At 72.4% G+C, this 20060-nt stretch carries 15 protein-coding genes; 6 read left to right on the forward strand and 9 right to left on the reverse strand.

The window, feature by feature from the left end; all coding sequences use genetic code 11:
• Positions 1 to 107 precede the first annotated feature (107 nt).
• Positions 108 to 2027, forward strand: a complete 1920-nt coding sequence (gene dxs / locus ACIPPS_RS31215; RefSeq protein ID WP_401439101.1) for a 1-deoxy-D-xylulose-5-phosphate synthase — start codon at positions 108 to 110, stop codon at positions 2025 to 2027.
• 187 nt (positions 2028 to 2214) lie between these two features.
• Positions 2215 to 3690, forward strand: coding sequence for an amino acid permease (locus ACIPPS_RS31220; RefSeq protein ID WP_401439260.1), 1476 nt, complete (start codon positions 2215 to 2217; stop codon positions 3688 to 3690).
• Positions 3691 to 3720: 30 nt separating this feature from the next.
• Here the strand turns inward: ACIPPS_RS31220 and ACIPPS_RS31225 are convergent, their stop codons facing one another.
• Positions 3721 to 4089 (reverse strand): NTP pyrophosphohydrolase, encoded by a 369-nt coding sequence (locus ACIPPS_RS31225; RefSeq protein ID WP_401439104.1) that lies wholly within the window; start codon positions 4087 to 4089, stop codon positions 3721 to 3723.
• A 126-nt stretch (positions 4090 to 4215) separates the two neighbouring features.
• On the opposite strand from ACIPPS_RS31225, the gene ACIPPS_RS31230 reads away from it, so the two are divergent.
• Positions 4216 to 5316 (forward strand): hypothetical protein, encoded by a 1101-nt coding sequence (locus ACIPPS_RS31230; protein WP_401439107.1) that lies wholly within the window; start codon positions 4216 to 4218, stop codon positions 5314 to 5316.
• 116 nt (positions 5317 to 5432) lie between these two features.
• On the opposite strand, the gene ACIPPS_RS31235 is transcribed toward ACIPPS_RS31230, so the two are convergent.
• The 5 genes from ACIPPS_RS31235 to ACIPPS_RS31255 all read right to left on the reverse strand — a co-directional run bounded on the left by ACIPPS_RS31235 (position 5433) and on the right by ACIPPS_RS31255 (position 12039).
• Entirely contained in the window at positions 5433 to 7571 is a 2139-nt protein-coding gene (locus tag ACIPPS_RS31235) for a 3-hydroxyacyl-CoA dehydrogenase NAD-binding domain-containing protein (protein ID WP_401439109.1), read from the reverse strand.
• Positions 7568 to 8782: a thiolase family protein gene (locus ACIPPS_RS31240; protein ID WP_401439112.1), complete on the reverse strand. Its 1215-nt coding sequence runs from the start codon at positions 8780 to 8782 to the stop codon at positions 7568 to 7570. The genes ACIPPS_RS31235 and ACIPPS_RS31240 overlap by 4 nt, the downstream gene beginning before the upstream one ends.
• A 238-nt stretch (positions 8783 to 9020) precedes the next feature.
• Positions 9021 to 10307 (reverse strand): HRDC domain-containing protein, encoded by a 1287-nt coding sequence (locus ACIPPS_RS31245; protein WP_401439115.1) that lies wholly within the window; start codon positions 10305 to 10307, stop codon positions 9021 to 9023.
• A gap of 126 nt (positions 10308 to 10433) precedes the next feature.
• On the reverse strand, positions 10434 to 11099 hold the full coding sequence (locus tag ACIPPS_RS31250) for a response regulator transcription factor (RefSeq protein WP_015037008.1): 666 nt from the start codon (positions 11097 to 11099) through the stop codon (positions 10434 to 10436).
• Between the two features lie 259 nt (positions 11100 to 11358).
• Positions 11359 to 12039, reverse strand: coding sequence for a DUF3000 domain-containing protein (locus ACIPPS_RS31255; RefSeq protein ID WP_401439117.1), 681 nt, complete (start codon positions 12037 to 12039; stop codon positions 11359 to 11361).
• 92 nt (positions 12040 to 12131) lie between these two features.
• On the opposite strand from ACIPPS_RS31255, the gene hemE reads away from it, so the two are divergent.
• The gene (hemE, locus tag ACIPPS_RS31260) at positions 12132 to 13211 is read left to right on the forward strand and encodes a uroporphyrinogen decarboxylase (RefSeq protein WP_401439120.1); all 1080 of its coding nucleotides are present in this window, start codon (positions 12132 to 12134) and stop codon (positions 13209 to 13211) included.
• Positions 13212 to 13283: 72 nt separating this feature from the next.
• Here hemE and ACIPPS_RS31265 read toward each other — a convergent pair whose 3' ends face one another.
• Positions 13284 to 14657, reverse strand: coding sequence for an FAD-dependent oxidoreductase (locus ACIPPS_RS31265; RefSeq protein ID WP_401439123.1), 1374 nt, complete (start codon positions 14655 to 14657; stop codon positions 13284 to 13286).
• 35 nt (positions 14658 to 14692) lie between these two features.
• Complete coding sequence (locus ACIPPS_RS31270; RefSeq protein ID WP_401439125.1) at positions 14693 to 15739, reverse strand: DUF4349 domain-containing protein; 1047 nt, start codon at positions 15737 to 15739, stop codon at positions 14693 to 14695.
• Positions 15740 to 15890: 151 nt separating this feature from the next.
• On the opposite strand from ACIPPS_RS31270, the gene hemG reads away from it, so the two are divergent.
• Together hemG and hemQ are read left to right on the forward strand one after the other, a co-directional pair.
• Complete coding sequence (gene hemG, locus ACIPPS_RS31275) at positions 15891 to 17519, forward strand: protoporphyrinogen oxidase (RefSeq protein ID WP_401439128.1); 1629 nt, start codon at positions 15891 to 15893, stop codon at positions 17517 to 17519.
• A 17-nt stretch (positions 17520 to 17536) separates the two neighbouring features.
• On the forward strand, positions 17537 to 18250 hold the full coding sequence (gene hemQ / locus ACIPPS_RS31280; protein WP_401439130.1) for a hydrogen peroxide-dependent heme synthase: 714 nt from the start codon (positions 17537 to 17539) through the stop codon (positions 18248 to 18250).
• Positions 18251 to 18259: 9 nt separating this feature from the next.
• Here the strand turns inward: hemQ and ACIPPS_RS31285 are convergent, their stop codons facing one another.
• Entirely contained in the window at positions 18260 to 19990 is a 1731-nt protein-coding gene (locus ACIPPS_RS31285; RefSeq protein ID WP_401439133.1) for an alpha/beta hydrolase, read from the reverse strand.
• Positions 19991 to 20060 lie beyond the last annotated feature (70 nt).

Here is a 20060-nt window from a genome sequence, read left to right on the forward strand (position 1 = left end):
GCCACACGCGCGACGCGCACCCCGCCGCCCGAGACCCAAGATCGGGAGCGGAACATTAGACTCGACGAATCGGCAAGCTCGACCAGCTCAATGGCAAGGAGGCACGGGTGGCATTGCTGACCCGTATCAGGGGACCGCGCGATCTGGACCGGCTCTCCCCGGAACAGCTGGACCAGCTGGCCGAGGAGATCAGGACGTTTCTCGTGGACGCCGTCTCCAAGACCGGCGGTCACCTGGGGCCCAACCTCGGCGTGGTCGAGCTGACCATCGCCCTGCACCGCGTCTTCGACTCCCCGAAGGACAAGGTCCTCTTCGACACCGGACACCAGAGCTACGTCCACAAGCTGCTCACCGGCCGTCAGGACTTCTCGAAGCTGAAGATGAAGGGCGGCCTCTCCGGCTACCCCTCGCAGGCCGAGTCCGAGCACGACGTCATCGAGAACTCGCACGCCTCCACGGTCCTCGGCTGGGCCGACGGCCTGGCCAAGGCCAACGAGGTGCTGAAGAAGGACGACCACGTCGTCGCCGTCATCGGTGACGGAGCCCTGACGGGCGGCATGGCCTGGGAGGCGCTGAACAACATCGCCGCCGCCAAGGACCGCCCGCTGGTCATCGTCGTCAACGACAACGAGCGTTCCTACGCCCCGACGATCGGTGGACTCGCCAACCACCTCGCCACGCTCCGTACCACGGACGGCTACGAGCGCTTCCTCGCCCGCGGCAAGGACATCCTGGAGCGCACCCCCGTCGTCGGGAAGCCGCTCTACGAGACGCTGCACGGCGCCAAGAAGGGCCTGAAGGACTTCATCGCCCCGCAGGGCATGTTCGAGGACCTCGGCCTGAAGTACGTCGGCCCCATCGACGGTCACGACATCGAGGCCCTGGAGTCCGCCCTGACGCGCGCCAAGCGCTTCGGCGGCCCGGTGATCGTCCACTGCCTCACCGAGAAGGGCCGCGGCTACCAGCCCGCTCTGCAGGACGAGGCCGACCGCTTCCACGCCGTCGGCAAGATCCACCCCGACACCGGCCTGCCGATCGCCTCCTCCGGCGCCGACTGGACCGGCGTCTTCGCCCAGGAGATGGTCGAGCTCGGCAAGGAGCGCGAGGACATCGTCGCCATCACGGCGGCCATGCTCCAGCCCGTCGGCCTCGACAAGTTCGCGAAGGCCTTCCCCGAGCGCGTGTACGACGTCGGCATCGCCGAGCAGCACGGCGCGGTCTCCGCGGCCGGGCTCGCCACCGGTGGCCTGCACCCCGTCTTCGCCGTCTACGCGACGTTCCTGAACCGCGCCTTCGACCAGGTCCTCATGGACGTGGCCCTGCACCGGTGCGGCGTCACCTTCGTCCTGGACCGGGCCGGCGTCACCGGCACCGACGGCGCCTCCCACAACGGCATGTGGGACATGTCGATCCTCCAGGTCGTCCCCGGCCTGCGACTCGCCGCCCCGCGCGACGCCGACCAGGTCCGCGCCCAGCTGCGCGAGGCCGTCGAGGTCACCGACGCCCCGACCGTCGTCCGCTTCTCCAAGGGCGCCGTCGGCCCCGCCGTACCGGCCCTGCGCCGCGTCGGCGGCATGGACGTGCTCCGCGAGCCGGGCACCTCCCGGCCGGACGTGCTCCTGGTCTCGGTCGGCGCGCTCGCGCCGATGTGCCTGGAGATCGCCGACCTGCTCGACAAGCAGGGCATCTCCACGACCGTCGTCGACCCGCGCTGGGTCAAGCCGGTCGACGAGGCTCTCGCCCCGCTCGCCGAGCAGCACCGGGTCGTCGTCACCGTCGAGGACAACAGCCGCGTCGGCGGCGTCGGCTCGGCCGTCTCGCAGGCCCTGCGCGACGCGGGCGTCGACGTACCGCTGCGCGACTTCGGCATCCCGCCGCGCTTCCTCGACCACGCGTCGCGCGCCGAGGTGATGGCCGAGATCGGCCTGACCGCCCCGGACGTCGCCCGTCAGGTCACCGGCCTCGTCTCGCGCCTCGACGGCCGCTACGAGGCCAGCGAGCGGGCCGTGGAGCCCGCCCGCGACTGACGGTCGTCACCGCGCGTCACCATTGGGCCGGTCGGAGCACCCCAGGGGGTGACCGACCGGCCCTTTCGTGTGAATCGGGTTCCGTCGACAGGCGCCACTCCTTCGGGGTCTCGATCATGGGGGTCGGGACCGACGGCACGGAGGTACGACGGTGAGTACGGACCAGCAGCCACGCGCGAACTCAGGAATCTTCCGGACGAAAACGGTCGAACAGTCGATCCGTGACACCGAGGAGCCGGAGCACGGACTCAGGAAGTCCCTCTCCGCCTGGGACCTGACCGTCTTCGGCGTCGGCGTGATCATCGGCACCGGCATCTTCGTCCTCACGGGCAAGGTCGCCAAGGAGAACGCGGGCCCCGCCACCGCGCTCGCCTTCATCGCCGCCGGCATCGTCTGCGCGCTGGCGGCCCTCTGCTACGCCGAGTTCGCCTCCACCGTCCCGGTCGCCGGGTCCGCGTACACCTTCGCGTACGCCTCCATCGGCGAACTCCCCGCCTGGATCATCGGCTGGGACCTCGTCCTGGAGTTCGCGCTCGGCACCGCGGTCGTCGCCGTCGGCTGGTCCGGCTACGTCCGCTCGCTCATGGACAACGTGGACTGGCATCTACCAGCGGCCCTGGAAGGCCCGGACGCACCCGGCGGGACCTTCGACATCCTCGCCTTCCTGCTGGTCCTGGTCCTCACCGTGGTCCTCGTCCTGGGCATGAAGCTCTCCGCCCGGATCACCGCGCTCGTCGTCGCCATCAAGGTCACCGTGGTCATGATCGTGATCATCGCGGGCCTCTTCTTCATCGTCGGCGACAACTACGACCCGTTCATCCCCGACCCGGTGACCCCGCCCGCCGGATCGGGCTGGGACGCCCCGCTGGTCCAGACGATCTTCGGGTACGAGCCCACCAACTTCGGTGTCATGGGCATCTTCACCGCCGCGTCCGTCGTCTTCTTCGCCTTCATCGGCTTCGACGTGGTCGCCACGGCCGCCGAGGAGACCAAGCTGCCGCAGCGGGACATGCCGCGCGGCATCCTCGGCTCGCTCCTCATCTGCACCGTGCTCTACGTCGCCGTCGCCCTCGTCGTCACCGGCATGCAGCACTACAGCGAGCTGTCGGTCAGCGCCCCGCTCGCCGACGCCTTCAAGGCCACCGGGCATCCCTTCTTCGCCGGCATCATCAGCTTCGGCGCCGCCGTCGGCCTCACGACGGTCTGCCTCATCCTGCTGCTCGGCCAGACCCGGGTGTTCTTCGCGATGAGCCGCGACGGGCTCCTGCCGCGGTTCTTCTCCGTCACGCACCCGCGCTTCAGGACCCCCTACCGGCCGACGATCCTGCTCGGCGTGATCATCGCGATCGTCGCCGGCTTCACCAGCATCAACGAGCTGGCGACGCTGGTGAACATCGGCACGCTCTTCGCCTTCGTGGTCGTTGCCTTCGGTGTGATCGTCCTGCGCCGCACCCGCCCCGACCTGCCGCGCGCCTTCCGCACCCCGTGGGTCCCGGCGCTGCCGATCCTGTCGATCGCCGCCTCGTTCTGGCTGATGCTCAACCTGCCGGGGGAGACCTGGTTCCGCTTCGCCGTGTGGATGGCGATCGGCATCGTCGTCTACTTCCTCTACGGCCGCTCCCACAGCCGCCTCGGGAAGGCAGGCCCGGGCGCGACGTACTAGACGCCCCCGGCGGCCCCCGTGCGGGCCCCGTCAGTCCTCGCGGACCGCGCGCGGGCCCACGCACCGGGCCCCGTGCTCGCCCACCCGCCGCCGCAGCTCCCGGTCGGCCGTGACCACCAGGCACGGCCGGCCGGCCGCGTCCCGGGCCAGCTCCACGATGAGGTCGTCGCCGCTGCCGGGCGCGTCCTCGACCCGTACCCCGGCCACGGGCTCCACGCCGCGCGCCCGCCCCTCCACGACCAGTACGATCTCGAACGGGCCGCCCTCGGGCACGCCACCGGCCGCGAGCCGGTCACGCAGCCGCTCGGCGGCGGCCCGCCGGTCGCGCCACCATCCGTCGGGCACCGAGCCGACCACGTTGGCGCCGTCGACGATCAGCAGAGGAAGCTCCTGGTCCATGCGGACAGGATGTCAGCCCGCACCGGCGGCGTCGGGCGCTCCCGGCACCCGATAAAGTCGGCGAACAGCAGTCCGAGCGGACCTGCGAATTCCACTGCTGACCTGTCGACCGGAGCGCTGGACCCCATGGCAAATCGATCCGAGGACCCGACCCGCCGTCCCCACGGGCCGTCCACCGTCCCGACCCAGCGCGGGGGCTGGCTCACCCGTGGCGTGGAGGGCCGCTTCAGCGCGTACCTGATGGGCAACGGCGAGGTGCTGCGCTGGACCGAGGGCACCGACGGACGGTGGAGCGGCCCGGTCTCCCTCGGCGGCGGGGGGCTGCACCCGATCCTGTCGGTCGGGCAGGGCGAGGACCGGTACGTCCACCTCGTGGGGCTGCGCCCGGTGGCCGACGCCGACCAGGAGGACCACGTCGAGCTGGTGCACTCCACCCAGTTCCAGACGGGGCGGCCGGCGGTCGAGTGGCGTTCGATCCAGCACTCCAATGGAAAGAGCCACCCGTGGACCGGCAACCCGGCCGTCGCGGTGGACGCCCGGGGACGCGCGTACGTCTTCACCAAGAACGGCGGCGGTGGACTGAGCGTACGGGCGCAGAAGGACGGCGGCGGCTGGCACCCGTGGTGGGACCTGTGGGGCAACCGCTCCGACCCCTCGCCGGTCGCGGCCACCAACGGCGCGGGCTTCGTCGAGCTGCTGTCGGCGAAGCCGGAGGGGCTGCTGCGCTACGAGCAGCAGGAGTCCGGCGGCAAGCCGGTCCGGCACGACGTGGTGCCCGCGTCGGTGACCTTCGGGACCCTCGCGGCGGTGACCGGGCCCTCCGGGCACGTCACGCTCTTCTACCTCGACGACGCACAGCGCGTCTGTGTCTGGTCGCCGGGGCGCTCGCTGGCGCCGACGCCCTTCCTGGACGCCGTGGGCACGGGACCGCTCGCCGCGACCCCGTGCCGGATCGACGGCTTCGACTGCACGGTCCTGGCGCAGCAGTCGGCCGACGGACGGCTCGCCCTGGTCGCGTTCCCCGCCGAGCAGGAGACCGCCGCCGGCAAGTGGACCGAGACGGGCGAGGCCCACGGCCCGCTGACCACGACCCTCGCGCAGGGCCTGGACGGCGGTCTGGTGGCCATGACGATGGCGGAAGGGGCCTCGGGTCCGCTCCTGCTCACGATGCGCCAGAAGACCGCCTCCGACGGCTTCCAGCTCGGCGCCTGGAACCGGCTGACCTGAGGCCGGCGGACCCACGGGCTCACGGACCCACGGGCTCACCGGCCGACGGAGACGTACGAGAACACGGAACGGCCCCGGCACCTTGGAGGTGCCGGGGCCGTTCGCGTCGTTTCGCGTTACGCGGGGACGCTCGCCACGCCCTGCGCGAGGAACGGCTTGCCGTTCACCCGCTGGGAGACGCCCTCACGGTCCAGGTACGGCGTGATGCCGCCCAGGTGGAAGGGCCAGCCGGCGCCCGTGATCAGGCAGAGGTCGATGTCCTGCGCCTCGGCGACGACACCCTCCTCCAGCATCAGGCCGATCTCCTGCGCGACCGCGTCCAGGACGCGGTCGCGGACCTGCTCCTCCGTCAGGACGACGTCGCCCTGCTCGAGGAGGGCGGCGACCTCGGGGTCCAGCTCCGGCTTGAAGTCGTTCTCGGCGGAGTAGACGTAGAAGCCGCGCTTGCCGGCCTTGACGACGGCCGCCAGGTTCGGCGAGACGGTGAAGCGCTCCGGGAAGGCGCGGTTCAGGGTCTCGGAGACGTGCAGACCGATGGCCGGGCCGACGAGCTCCAGGAGGACCAGCGGCGACATCGGCAGACCGAGCGGCTCGATGGCCTTCTCGGCCGTCTCGACCGAGGTGCCCTCGTCGATGACGTTCTGGATCTCGCCCATGAAGCGGGTCAGGATGCGGTTCACGACGAACGCCGGGGCGTCCTTGGTGAGGACCGCGGTCTTCTTCAGCTTCTTCGCGACACCGAACGCGGTGGCGAGGGAGGCGTCGTCCGTCTGCTCGCCGCGCACGATCTCCAGGAGCGGGAGGATCGCGACCGGGTTGAAGAAGTGGAAGCCGACCACGCGCTCCGGGTGCTGGAGCTTGGAGGCCATCTCCGAGACCGACAGCGAGGAGGTGTTGGTGGCGAGGATCGCGTGCGCCGGGGCGACCGCCTCGACCTCCGCGAACACCTTCTGCTTGACGGACATCTCCTCGAACACGGCCTCGATGATGAAGTCCGCGTCCGCGAAACCCTCGGCCTTGTCCAGGACACCGGAGACCAGGCCCTTGAGACGGTTGGCCTTGTCCTGGTTGATCCGGCCCTTGCCGAGCAGCTTCTCGATCTCGGCGTGGACGTAGCCCACACCCTTGTCGACGCGCTCCTGGTCGATGTCGGTCAGGACGACCGGCACCTCCAGACGGCGCAGGAAGAGCAGGGCCAGCTGGGAGGCCATCAGGCCGGCGCCGACGACACCGACCTTGGTGACCGGGCGGGCCAGCGACTTGTCCGGGGCACCGGCCGGCCGCTTGGCGCGCTTCTGCACCAGGTTGAAGGCGTAGATGCCGGAGCGCAGCTCGCCGCCCATGATGAGGTCGGCGAGCGCCTGGTCCTCGGCGTCGAAGCCGGCCTGGAGGTCGCCGTCCTTGGAGGCGGCGATGATGTCCAGGGCGCGGTACGCGGCCGGGGCGGCGCCGTGCACCTTGGAGTCGGCGACGAACCGGCCCTTGGCGACGGCCTGGTCCCAGCCCTCACCGCGGTCGATCTCCGGACGCTCCACCGTGACCGAGCCGTTGAGGACGGAGGCGGTCCAGATCAGCGACTGCTCCAGGAAGTCCGCGCCCTCGAAGATCGCGTCGGCGATGCCGAGCTCGAAGACCTGCTTGCCCTTGAGCTGACGGTTCTGGTTCAGCGAGTTCTCGATGATGACCGAGACGGCCTTCTCCGCGCCGATCAGGTTCGGCAGGATCGTGCAGCCGCCCCAGCCGGGGACCAGACCGAGGAAGACCTCGGGCAGCGAGAACGCCGGCAGCGCCTTGGAGACGGTGCGGTAGGTGCAGTGCAGACCCGCCTCGACACCGCCGCCCATCGCCGCGCCGTTGTAGTACGCGAAGGTCGGCACGGCCAGCGCCGAGAGGCGCTTGAAGACGTCGTGGCCGCCCTTGCCGATGGCGAGCGCGTCCTCGTGACGCTTCAGCAGCTCGACGCCCTTGAGGTCGGCGCCGACGGCGAAGATGAACGGCTTGCCGGTGAGACCGACACCGACGATGGAGCCCTCGGCCGCCTCCTTCTCGACCTGGTCGATGGCGGTGTTGAGGTTCGCCAGGGACTGCGGCCCGAAGGTGGTCGGCTTGGTGTGGTCGAAGCCGTTGTCCAGCGTGATCAGCGCGAACCGGCCCGCGCCCGCGGGCAGTTCGAAGTGCCGTACGTGGGCGCTGGTGACGACCTCGTCGGGGAAGAGCTCCGCGGCGCCCTTCAGAAGCTCGGCGGTGGTGCTCACTTGCCCTCCCAGTGGGGGTTTTCCCAGATGACCGTGGCGCCCATGCCGAAGCCGACGCACATCGTGTTGAGGCCGTAGCGGACCTGCGGGTTCTCCTCGAACTGGCGGGCCAGCTGCGTCATGAGACGGACGCCGGAGGAGGCCAGCGGGTGACCGTAGGCGATCGCGCCGCCGTACTGGTTGACGCGGGCGTCGTCGTCGGCGATGCCGTAGTGCTCCAGGAACGCCAGGACCTGGACCGCGAAGGCCTCGTTGATCTCGAAGAGGTCGATGTCCTCGATCGAGAGACCGGCCTGGGCGAGCGCCTTCTCCGTCGCGGGGATCGGGCCGTAGCCCATGACCTCGGGCTCGACGCCGGCGAAGGCGTACGAGACGAGACGCATCTTCACCGGGAGGTCGTGCTCGCGGGCGAAGTCCTCGGAGGCGATGATCGAGGCGGTGGCGCCGTCGTTGAGACCGGCCGCGTTACCGGCGGTGACGTTGCCGTGGACGCGGAACGGCGTCTTCAGGTTCGCCAGCGACTCCATCGTGGTGCCCGGACGCATCGGCTCGTCGGCGGTGACCAGGCCCCAGCCGGTCTCGCCGGCTTCGGCGTTGGTGCGGCGCACCGAGATCGGCACGAGGTCCGCCTGGATCTTGCCGTCGGCGTACGCCTTGGCGGCCTTCTCCTGCGAGCGCACGGCGTACTCGTCGGCGCGCCGCTTGGTGATGCTCGGGTAGCGGTCGTGCAGGTTCTCGGCGGTCATGCCCATGAACAGGGCGGACTCGTCGACGAGCTTCTCGCTCACGAAGCGGGGGTTCGGGTCGACGCCCTCGCCCATGGGGTGACGGCCCATGTGCTCGACACCGCCGGCGATGACGGCGTCGTAGGCGCCGAAGGCGATGGAGCCGGCGACGCTCGTCACGGCGGTGAGGGCACCGGCGCACATGCGGTCGATGGAGTAGCCCGGGACGGACTGCGGCAGCCCGGCGAGGATGCCCGCGGTGCGGCCGAGGGTCAGACCCTGGTCACCGATCTGCGTGGTGGCGGCGATGGCGACCTCGTCGATCTTGGCGGGGTCGAGACCGGGGTTGCGTCGCAGCAGCTCCCGGATGGCCTTCACGACGAGATCGTCGGCGCGGGTCTCGTGGTAGATGCCCTTCGGGCCCGCCTTGCCGAACGGGGTGCGGACGCCGTCGACGAAGACGACGTCCCTGACGGTACGAGGCACGATGGCTCTCCTCCAGGGTGCGGGATGGCACTGCTGCCGGCACGCGCCTAAGCGCGCGCTTGCTCCCCCCATGCTACTTGTGGGTAACCAAGCTGCCCACCCCCCTGGGCCGGAGCGGTGAAGGTCACACTGGCGGAGGGTACGCCGACGCCCCCGGCGGATGCGCGGGGGCGAGGGGTGGGCGTGGCGGGGCACGGCGCGCGGACGCGCGGCGGGGGCGCCCGGGGCGGAAGTCCGGTTACGCCGCCTGGGTCGTCAGGGCCGTTGTCAGGAGGGGGGTCACCAGGTCCACCTGCCAGGGGCGGGCGCCGTAGCCCGCGAGGGCCGCGGACACCGTGTCCGGGGTGGGCGGGGTCGGCGGTTCCCAGCAGACGCGGCGGACCGTGTCGGGAGTGATCAGGTTCTCCTGGGGGAGGTTCAGCTCCTCCGCGAGGGCCGAGATCGCCGTGCGGGCCGCCGAGAGACGGGCCGCGGCTGCCGGGTCCTTGTCCGCCCACGCGCGCGGCGGGGGCGGTCCCGCGACCTGCTGGCCGGGCTGCGGGAGCTCGCTGTCCGCCAGGGCCCTCGCCCGGTCCACGGCCGACTGCCACTGCTCCAGCTGACGCCGGCCCATGCGGTGCCCGAATCCCGGCAGCGCCGTCAGCGCCGCGACGTTCGCCGGCACCGCCAGCGCGGCCTCCACGATCGCCGCGTCGCTCAGCACCTTGCCCGGCGACACGTCACGCCGCTGCGCCACCTTGTCGCGGGCCGTCCACAGCTCCCGTACCACCGCCATCTGACGGCGGCGACGGACCTTGTGCATGCCGGACGTACGGCGCCAGGGGTCCTTGCGCGGCGGGGCGGGCGGGGCCGAGGCGATCGCGTCGAACTCCTGCAGCGCCCACTCCAGCTTGCCCTGCCGGTCGAGCTCCTTCTCCAGCGCGTCACGCAGGTCGACGAGCAGCTCGACGTCCAGCGCGGCGTACCGGAGCCAGGGCTCGGGCAGCGGGCGGGTGGACCAGTCCACCGCGGAGTGCCCCTTCTCCAGGGCGTACCCGAGGACGGACTCGACCATCGCTCCGAGACCGACCCTCGGGAAGCCCGCGAGCCGGCCGGCCAGCTCGGTGTCGAAGAGCCGGCTCGGCACCATGCCTATGTCCCGCAGGCACGGCAGGTCCTGGGTCGCGGCGTGCAGGATCCACTCGGTCCCCGCCAGCGCCTCGCCGAGGCCGGACAGATCGGGGCAGCCCACCGGGTCGACGAGCGCGGTGCCCGCGCCCTCGCGGCGGAGCTGCACGAGATAGGCGCGCTGGCCGTAGCGGTAGCCCGAGGCGCGCTCGGCGTCCACGGCGACGGGCCCGCGGCCCGCGGCGAACGCGGCGATCACCTCGGCGAGCGCCTCGTCGGTCGCCACGACGGGCGGCATGCCCTCGCGGGGCTCCAGCAAGGGGATCGGCAGCCCGTTCGCAGGGACGTCGTCGTCCGGGGGAGCGCCCCCGGTGGTTCGCAGTGCTGTGTCTGCTGCGGTCTCTTGGGCGTCGGTCACGTGTCAAGGGTATCTGTGAACGGCAAGCGCCTGTCGACGGAACGTTCCGTCGACAGGCGCCGATGTTTCGTCAACCGCTCGGGTGCTCTGTCCGAGGAGTCCAGGGGCTCGGTGGATCCGGTCGACTCAGTGGATGATCCCGGTGCGCAGCGCCACCGCGACCATGCCGGCCCGGTCCCCGGTGCCCAGCTTGCGGGCGATCCGGGCGAGGTGGCTCTTCACGGTCAGGGCGGACAGGCCCATGGACACGCCGATCGCCTTGTTCGACTGGCCTTCGGCCACCAGCCGGAGCACCTCGACCTCACGGCCGGAGAGCTCGCGGTAGCCGCCCGGGTGGCTCGGAGCACCCGGGGGGCGGCGGTGGCCGAGACGGGCTGCCGCGGCGCCGATGGGGGCGGCGCCGGGGCGGGTGGGGTGCCCGATGTTGGTCCGCGTACCGGTGACGACATAGCCCTTGACGCCACCGGCCAGCGCGTTGCGCACCGCGCCGATGTCGTCGGCCGCCGAAAGGGCCAGGCCGTTCGGCCAGCCCGCCGCGCGGGTCTCGGACAGCAGCGTGAGGCCGCTGCCGTCGGGAAGGTGGACGTCGGCCACGCAGATGTCGCGGGGGTTGCCGACGCGAGGACGGGCCTCCGCGATGGACGACGCCTCGATGACGTCGCGTACGCCGAGGGCCCACAGGTGGCGGGTGACGGTGGAGCGGACGCGCGGGTCGGCCACGACGACCATGGCGGTCGGCTTGTTCGGGCGATAGGCGACCAGGCTTGCGGGCTGCTCGAGGAGAACGGACACACGGCCTCCTGGGGAGATGCGGGACGGAGCCGGCTCGGGGAAGAAGCCGGGGGCGAACCCGTGCGGTGAAGGGGTCATTGACCTCTTCGGCAGCTCTGCCGCCCGCCTTTAGGGAAAGATCACGATTTGGTGAGTAACAATTCGGGCAATTCGGACGCGTGATCGATCATCCTACGAGTGAGCCTCCGCCCGGGCGGCCCCCGGAGGCTCCCGCCGGGCGGCCCATGAGCCTCCGTCCGGGCGCCCCCACCGGGCCCGCCTACGGCTGCTGCGGGCCCCTGCGCTGCGGGAGTGAGACGACGCCGCCGCCCGTGGTCGTCCCCGCCCCCGGGTCGGGCGTCGACGGCGGCAGGCCCGCGATCTGGCAGAGGAGGTCGCACCAGGCAGCCAGATGCGCCCCGGTGTCCGGCACGCCGCCGACGGCCTCCTGCGGGGTCCACGAGGCCCGGATCTCGATCTGGGTCGCCGGGCGCCGCTCCGCCAGACCGCCGAAGTAGTACGAACCCGCCTGGGTGACCGTCCCGCTCGCCTCCCCGTAGTCAAGGCCGCGCGCCTCCAGCGCTCCGGTCAGCCACGACCAGCAGACCTCCGGCAGCAGCGGGTCCGCGGCCATCTCGGGCTCCAGCTCCGCCCGTACGAGCGTCACCAGCCGGAACGTACCCTTCCAGGCGTCGTGCCCCGCCGGGTCGTGCAGCAGTACGAGCCGGCCGTCGGCCAGATCGTCCTCGCCTTCGACGACGGCCGCCTCCAGCGCGTACGCGTACGGGGCCAGGCGCTGCGGTGGCCTGGTCGGGTCGATCTCCAGCTCCGGCCGCAGCCGAGCCGCCTTCAGGGCGTCGACCGCCCTCGTGAAGGCGGGTGGCACCGCGTTGGCCTCCGTGTCGTCCGTACCTCCGTCACCGTCGGAATGATCGGAAAAATGTCCCTGAGCCGCAGCCATGCGGGGAAGAGTAGGCGGAACGGGGGCCTCGCGCAGGGAGGGACACCCCGCCCCGGGCGGGTGGCTTCCGCGTGCATGCGAAGATTCTGGGCGTGAGCGCCATTGACCGCCCCGAGGGCCAGCAGACGAAGCACCAGCCGCAGACGTACGACTCCGCCTTCCTGAAGGCCTGCCGGCGTGAGCCCGTGCCGCACACGCCGGTCTGGTTCATGCGCCAGGCGGGGCGCTCGCTGCCCGAGTACCTGAAGGTCCGCGAGGGCATCCCGATGCTCGAGTCCTGCATGCGGCCCGAGCTGGTCACCGAGATCACGCTGCAGCCCGTGCGCCGCCACAAGGTGGACGCGGCGATCTACTTCAGCGACATCGTGGTCCCGCTCAAGGCCATCGGCATCGACCTCGACATCAAGCCGGGCGTCGGACCGGTCGTCGCCGATCCGATCCGCACCCGCGCCGACCTCGACCGGCTCCGCGACCTGACCCCCGAGGACGTCCACTACGTCACCGAGGCCATCGGGATGCTCACCGGCGAGCTGGGCTCCACCCCGCTCATCGGTTTCGCCGGCGCGCCTTTCACCCTCGCGAGCTACCTCGTCGAGGGCGGCCCGTCCCGCAACCACGAGCACACCAAGGCGCTGATGTACGGCGACCCGCAGCTGTGGGCCGACCTGCTCGACCGTCTCGCCGAGATCACCTCGGCCTTCCTCAAGGTGCAGATCGAGGCCGGCGCCTCGGCCGTCCAGCTCTTCGACTCCTGGGTGGGCGCCCTCGCCCCGGCCGACTACCGCCGCTCGGTGATGCCCGCCTCCGTCAAGGTCTTCGACGCGGTCGCGTCCTACGGTGTGCCGCGCATCCACTTCGGCGTCGGTACGGGCGAGCTGCTCGGCCTCATGGGCGAGGCGGGCGCCGACGTGGTCGGCGTCGACTGGCGCGTCCCGATGGACGAGGCCGCCCGGCGCGTCGGCCCCGGCAAGGCGCTCCAGGGCAACCTGGACCCGGCCGTGCTGTTCTCCACTCCCGAGGCCGTCGAGGCCAAGACGGACGAGGTCCTGGCCGCGGCCGAGGGCCTTGAGGGGCACGTCTTCAACCTGGGTCACGGCGTGCTGCCGACGACGAACCCGGACGCCCTGACGCGCCTGGTCGAGTACGTCCACACCAGGACCGCCGCCGTCTGACGTCCCGTACGCCCGGAAGGGGCCTCCCCGATCGGGGAGGCCCCTTCCGCGCGTCCACGCGAGCCGTACGCCTCAGCCAGTCTCCCGGACCGCCGCCACCGCCTTCCGCGCCGCGACCAGCACCGGGTCCCACACGGGGGAGAACGGGGGCGCGTAGCCCAGGTCGAGCGCTGCCACCTGCTCCACCGTCATCCCAGCCGTCAGCGCCACCGCCGCGATGTCCACCCGCTTGGCTGCCCCCTCGCGGCCCACGATCTGCACCCCGAGCAGCCGGCCCGTACGGCGCTCCGCGAGCATCTTCACCGTCATCGGGGCCGTGCCCGGGTAGTAGCCGGCCCGGCTGGTCGACTCGATGGTCACCGTGACGTAGCGGAGCCCCACCTCCCGGGCCTCCTTCTCGCGCAGCCCCGTGCGCGCGATCTCCAGGTCGCACACCTTCGACACCGCCGTGCCCACGACGCCCGGGAACGTGGCGTATCCGCCGCCCACGTTCGCGCCGATGATCTGACCGTGCTTGTTGGCGTGCGTGCCGAGGGCGATGTGCCGCTCGCGGCCCGAGACCAGGTCGAGCACCTCGACACAGTCGCCGCCCGCCCAGATGTTCTCGTGGCCCCGCACCCGCATCGCGAGGTCGGTGAGCAGTCCGCCGTGCGTGCCCAGCGGAAGCCCGGCCTTGGCGGCGAGCTCCGTCTCCGGTACGACGCCCATCCCGAGGATGACGACGTCCGCCGGATACACGGCGTCGTCCGTGGCGACCGCCCGGACCCTGCCGTCGTCACCCGTGAGGATCTTGGTGACCGGCGCGGAGCCGACCGTCGTGATCCCGAGGCCGTCCATCGCCTCGTGGACCAGGCGTCCCATGTCCGGGTCGAGCGTCGCCATCGGCTGCTCGCCCCGGTTGAGGACCGTCACCTCGTAGCCCCGGTTCAGCAGCGCCTCTGCCATCTCCACGCCGATGTACCCGGCGCCCACGACCACGGCCCGCCGGCCCTCCGTACGCGCCAGGGAGTCGAGCAGCGCCTGCCCGTCGTCCAGGGTCTGCACCCCGTGCACCCCCGGCGCGTCGATCCCCGGCAGCGGCGGCCGCATCGGCCGCGCGCCGGTCGCGATCACCAGCTTGTCGAACTCCGTCCACCCTTCGTCGCCCGACTCCAGGTCCCGCGTCCGCACCCGCCGCCCATGCACGTCGAGCTCGACGACCTCCGTGCGCATCCGCAGGTCGATGTCCCGCTCCCGGTGTTCCTCCGGGGTACGCGCGATCAGCTCGTCGCGCTCGGAGACGGCGCCGCCGACCCAGTACGGGATGCCGCAGGCCGAGAACGAGGTGAAGTGACCGCGCTCGAAGGCGACGATCTCCAGTTCCTCGGGGCCCTTGAGCCTGCGCGCCTGCGACGCGGCGGACATGCCCGCCGCGTCCCCGCCGATGACCACCAGTCGTTCGCTCATACGAACACGCTACGTCGGCCCGGCCGTTCAGTCCGTCACTCCTGCGATGTGCCGGGCCCGGCCGGGGATGTGGGGGAGGCCGGGGAGGGTGGGGATGTGGGGGAGGCCGGGGAGGCTGGTGCGGTCGGTGCGGTCGGTGCGGCCTGGGCGGTCTGGGGCGTTCTCGCGGTGGGGAAGGCCGGCAGACCGTTCGTCGCGGGATCCCGCTCCGCGGCGAGGCGGCGTGCCGCGCGCCGGGGCCGGACCAGGTGACGCCACACCAGGTGGCAGACGAGGGCCACCGCGAGCCACGGCGCCAGCGCCGCCAGCACGATCCCGACCCAGGCCAGCGACGCCACCAGCGCGTCCCAGCCGCCCCCGAGGGCGTCCAGGAGGCCCGGCCGGTCCTCGGACTCCGCCGGCTTCGCCGCCTCCTTCTCGGTGAGGCCGAGGGTGATCGTCGCCATCGACGTACGGTCCTTCAGCGAGGCCTGCTGCGCCAGCAGCGACTCCAGGTCGGCCTGACGGCGGCTCAGCTCGCCCTCCAGGGTGACCACGTCGCTCAGCCGGGTCGCGCGGTCCATCAGCTTGCGGACCCGGTCGACGCTCGCCCGCTGTGTCGCGATCCGGCTCTCCACGTCCACCACCTGCTCGGTGACGTCCTTGGCGTCCGCCGTCCGGGAGAGCAGCTTCCCGGCGCCGGCGAGCTCGGCGAGCACCGACGCGTACGAGCCCTGCGGCACCCGCAGCACGATCCGTGAGGTCACGTGCGTGTCGTCGATCCGCTCGGTCGACTCGGTGGCGACATGGCCACCCGCGTCCTCGGTGACCCTGCGGGCCGTGGCCAGCGCCTTCGTCGCGTCCTCGACCTCGACGGCCAGCTCGGCCGTACGGATGACGTGCTGCTGCGCCGGGGCCGCGGAGGGCTTCTTCGCCTCCGCCGCGCCGCCGCCGGCCCCCTTGTCCGCCTCGTACCCCTGGTCCGCCGCCCCTTCGGCGCCCTCGGCCGGCTTGGCGGCGTTCATGCCCTGCCGGTCGGCGCCGCTGTCGGACGCGCCGCCGGCGCAGCCGGTCAGCGCCAGCGAGACCGTCAGCAACGCCACGGCCGCTCTTCGCGCTCCTCGCACGGGATCCCCCCTCGGGATGGTGATGCCTGATGCCGGTTCGACGTGCGGGGCGGCCTCCCGGGTTGCCCTCGCCCGGTAGCGAAGCGGTCACGTTCTGGCCTCGGAACGGGTTTGAGAGAGTGGAGCCATGAACGCGGACACCAGGGACAGCAGGGCGCGGGCGCACGTGGTCGTCGTCGGAGGGGGGATCGCCGGGCTCGCGGCCGCCCACCGACTGGTCTCGGCCGGACTGCGGGTGACGTTGCTCGAAGGCGGCGACCGGGTCGGCGGCAAGCTGCTCGCGGGCGAGATCGCCGGCGCCCCCGTCGACCTCGGCGCCGAGTCCCTGCTCGCCCGACGCCCGGAGGCGCTCGCACTCACCCGCGCCGTGGGGCTCGGGGACCGGCTCCGCCCGCCCGCCACGACCACGGCGTCGGTCTGGAGCCGGGGCACGCTCCGCCCGATGCCCAAGGGCCACGTCATGGGCGTTCCCGGCGACGCGGCGGCCCTCACCGGGCTGCTCTCCGAGGAGGGCCTGCGCCGGGTCGAGCGCGACCGCGAGCTGCCCCCCGCCGAGATCGGCGAGGACATCGCCATCGGCGCGTACGTCGCCGAGCGGATGGGCCACGAGGTCGTCGACCGGCTGGTGGAGCCGCTGCTCGGCGGGGTGTACGCCGGTGACGCCTACCGCATCTCCCTGCGCGCCGCCGTCCCCGCGCTCTTCGCCGCCGCGCGCCGACACCCGACGCTCACGGACGCCGTGCACGCCGTCCAGCGCGCGGGCGCCGCGACCCCGTCCGACGCGGCGGGCGCCGCGACCGGCCTCGGCGGCTCCGCCTTCGCCGGCATCGAGGGCGGCATCGGCACCCTCCCCGAGGCCGTCGCCACGGCGGTCCGCGCGGCCGGTGGCGAGATCCTCACCCTCATGCCGGTGACGGACGTCCGGCGCGTGTCCGTGGCGAGCGCCGCCGACGGGACCGCCCACGACGGGACCGCCCAGGCCCGGACCGCCCACGACGGGACCGCCCACGACGGGACCGCCCAGGCCCGGACCGAGTGGCGGGTCGTCGCCGCGGACCGGGAGTTCCGCGCCGACGCGGTCGTCGTCGCCGCGCCCGCCTGGGCCGCCGCCGAGCTGCTCGGCCGGGAGGTCCCGGCGGCCGCCGGGGAGCTGGCCGGGGTCGAGTACGCCTCGATGGCGCTCGTCACCCTCGCCTTCCGGCGTCAGGACGTGCGCGAACTCCCCGGTTCCGGCTTCCTCGTACCGCCCGTCGACGGGCACACCATCAAGGCGTCCACCTTCTCCAGCCAGAAGTGGCGGTGGGTCTCCGACGCGGCCCCCGACCTCTTCGTCCTGCGGACCTCCGTCGGCCGCTACGGCGAGGAGGAGCAGGTCCTCCGCGACGACGCCGACCTCGTCGAGACCTCTCTCAAGGACCTCGCCGCCGCCACCGGGCTGACCGCCCGGCCCGTCGCCACCACCGTCACCCGCTGGACCGGCGGCCTCCCGCAGTATCCCGTCGGCCATCTCGCCCGGGTCGCCCGCATCCGCGACGCGGTCGCCGAGGTTCCCGGACTGCGCCTCGCCGGAGCCGTGTACGAGGGCGTCGGCATCCCCGCCTGCATCGCCTCCGGCCACCGCGCGGCCGACGAGATCGTGCAGGAGATCGGGGACAGGAACCGAGACCGGAACCGAGACCGGAACGGGGACCCGATCGAGGACGAGATCATCGCCACGTCGGAAACCACCCACCCTGGTGCTGGGCACTGTCCGTGACGGGCGAGAATAGGCGTATGAGTGCGCCCGAAAAGATCCCGAACGCCGGTAAGAAGGCGAAGGACCTCAACGAGGTCATCCGCTACACCCTGTGGTCTGTGTTCAAGCTGCGCGACAACCTGCCCGAGGACCGCGCCGGCTACGCCGACGAGGTCCAGGAGCTGTTCGACCAGCTCGCCGCCAAGGACATCACCGTCCGTGGCACGTACGACCTCTCCGGTCTGCGCGCCGACGCCGACGTCATGATCTGGTGGCACGCCGAGACGAGCGACGAGCTCCAGGAGGCGTACAACCTCTTCCGCCGCACCCGGCTGGGCCGCGCTCTGGAGCCGGTCTGGTCGAACATGGCGCTGCACCGCCCCGCCGAGTTCAACAAGTCGCACATCCCGGCCTTCCTGGCCGACGAGACCCCCCGCGACTACGTGAGCGTCTACCCCTTCGTGCGCTCCTACGACTGGTACCTGCTGCCGGACGAGGACCGTCGCCGGATGCTCGCGGACCACGGCAAGATGGCGCGCGGCTTCCCGGACGTGCGGGCCAACACGGTCGCCTCGTTCTCGCTCGGCGACTACGAGTGGCTCCTCGCCTTCGAGGCCGACGAACTGCACCGGATCGTCGACCTCATGCGCCACCTGCGGGCTTCCGAGGCGCGGATGCACGTCCGCGAGGAGGTCCCCTTCTACACCGGCCGCCGCCGCTCCGTGGCGGACCTGGTGGCGGGCCTCGCCTGACGGCGGGCCCTACCGACTCGGTGACGGCCCGGCGACCAGCCGGGCCGTCATCCCTTGACCCGGAAGATCAGACGGCGGACGGAGTTCCGACCGCCGCTCCAGCGACACCGGGTCCGGCTCCGGGTGCGGCGCGCAAGACGCGCGCCGCACCGGCGTCTTTTCGGGGGTGCCGGGTACGGCGGTGTCGGGGGCGGACGGGTCGGGCGCCGAGGCGCCCGGCGCGGACGTGTCCGACGCGGTCGTGCCCGGCACGGCCCCCGTCAGCAGGTAGTTCTCCAGGAACCCGTTGACGCAGGCGTTCGCGCCGCCCCCGATGCCGTGCGTTCCGGCGTCCCGCTCGGTCACCAGGGCCGCCCCCGCCAGCCTGCGCTGGAGCTCCAGCGCCCCCGCGTACGGCGTCGCCGCGTCCCGCTCGGCGGCCAGGATCAGTACCGGCGGCAGCACCCCGGGAGCGGTCCGCACGTCCAGCGGCTTCTGGCGGGGCGCCTTCCAGTACGCGCAGGGCAGATTGGCCCAGACGTTGTCCCAGGTCTCGAAGGGGGCGACCGCCGCGAGGCGGGTGTTGTCCCGGTCCCAGACGGCGAAGTCCTCCGGCCACGGCGCGTCGTTGCACTCCACCGCCGAGTAGACCGCCGCCGCGTTGCCCGTGTCCGCCGTGACCTCCGTGTCGGGCGCCGCCTGCGCGACCAGCGGCTTCTCGTCGCCCCGCAGATAGCGGGCGAGCGCCGTGGCACGCGGTGGCCAGTACCCGTCGTGGTACGCGGCCTGGAGCATCGCCCCGTGCAACTGGCCCGGGCCGACACGTCCGCCGGCCGGTTTCACCGCGAGTTCGGCGCGGACCTTCTCGTAACTCTCCTGGACCTCCTGGGCCGTCGTCCCGAGGCCGTACACGTCGTGGTGCCGGGCGACCCAGGCGCGGAAGTCTGCCCAGCGGCCCTCGAACGCCCGTGACTGGTCGAGGTTGCTGAGGTACCAGACCTTCTGCGGCGCGGGATCGACGGGCGCGTCGAAGACCATCCGGCGCACCCGGTGCGGGAAGAGCGTGGCGTACAGCGCGCCGAAGTACGTGCCGTAGGAGGCGCCCATGTACGTCAGCCTCGGCTCGCCGAGCGCGGCGCGCAGCACCTCCAGGTCGCGGGCGTTGTTCAGCGAGTGGTAGTGCCGCAGCGCCGGGCCGGTGCGGGTCGCGCAGCCCTGGGCGAACGTCTTCGCGCGGGCGATCCGCTCCCGCTTGAAGACCTCGGACGGCTGGGTGGGCGCGAGGGTGGGACCCGTCCGTCGATCGGCGGGGTCCTGGCAGGAGACCGGCGCGGAGCGGCCGACACCGCGCGGGGCGTAGCCGACGAGGTCGTACGCGGCGGCGATCCTTTTCCAGGCGGGGACTTCGGCGACCAGGGGGAAGTACGTCGACGAGGCGCCGGGACCGCCCGGGTTGAAGACGAGCGCGCCCTGACGGTCGGCGGCCGGGCCGGAGGCCTCGATCCGGCTGACGGTGAGCGGGATCCGGGCGCCGTCGGGGTCCGCGTAGTCGAGGGGCACCCGGACGGTGCCGCACCGCACTGACGCCGGGAGCTTCTCGACCGCCGCGCAGTCGCCGAAGCGGATGCCTTCGGCGGCGGCGCGACGGGCGGCGGCGAGGACGCCGCCGGCCTCGGCGGGCGGGGCGTCCAGCGCGGGCGCGACGGTGAGGGAGGACAGCAGCAGCGACCCGACGGTTCCGGTCAGCACGAGGGCTTTCACGACAGGATCGTTGGAGCGGACGGGACGTGTGTAAAGGACCGTCGGGGTGTGTCGGGCGAAAGGAACCCGA

Source organism: Streptomyces sp. NPDC090127, assembly GCF_044746945.1.
Classification (GTDB): Bacteria; Actinomycetota; Actinomycetes; order Streptomycetales; family Streptomycetaceae; genus Streptomyces.

What these genes read in the sequence shown, in the direction of transcription:
- ACIPPS_RS31225 (WP_401439104.1), bottom strand. Translation starts at nt 4,089, where the DNA reads ATGGACCAGGAGCTTCCTCTGCTGATCGTCGACGGCGCCAACGTGGTC.
- ACIPPS_RS31265 (WP_401439123.1), bottom strand. Translation starts at nt 14,657, where the DNA reads ATGAGCGAACGACTGGTGGTCATCGGCGGGGACGCGGCGGGCATGTCC.
- ACIPPS_RS31230 (WP_401439107.1), top strand. Translation starts at nt 4,216, where the DNA reads ATGGCAAATCGATCCGAGGACCCGACCCGCCGTCCCCACGGGCCGTCC.
- ACIPPS_RS31255 (WP_401439117.1), bottom strand. Translation starts at nt 12,039, where the DNA reads ATGGCTGCGGCTCAGGGACATTTTTCCGATCATTCCGACGGTGACGGA.
- hemQ (WP_401439130.1), top strand. Translation starts at nt 17,537, where the DNA reads ATGAGTGCGCCCGAAAAGATCCCGAACGCCGGTAAGAAGGCGAAGGAC.
- hemG (WP_401439128.1), top strand. Translation starts at nt 15,891, where the DNA reads ATGAACGCGGACACCAGGGACAGCAGGGCGCGGGCGCACGTGGTCGTC.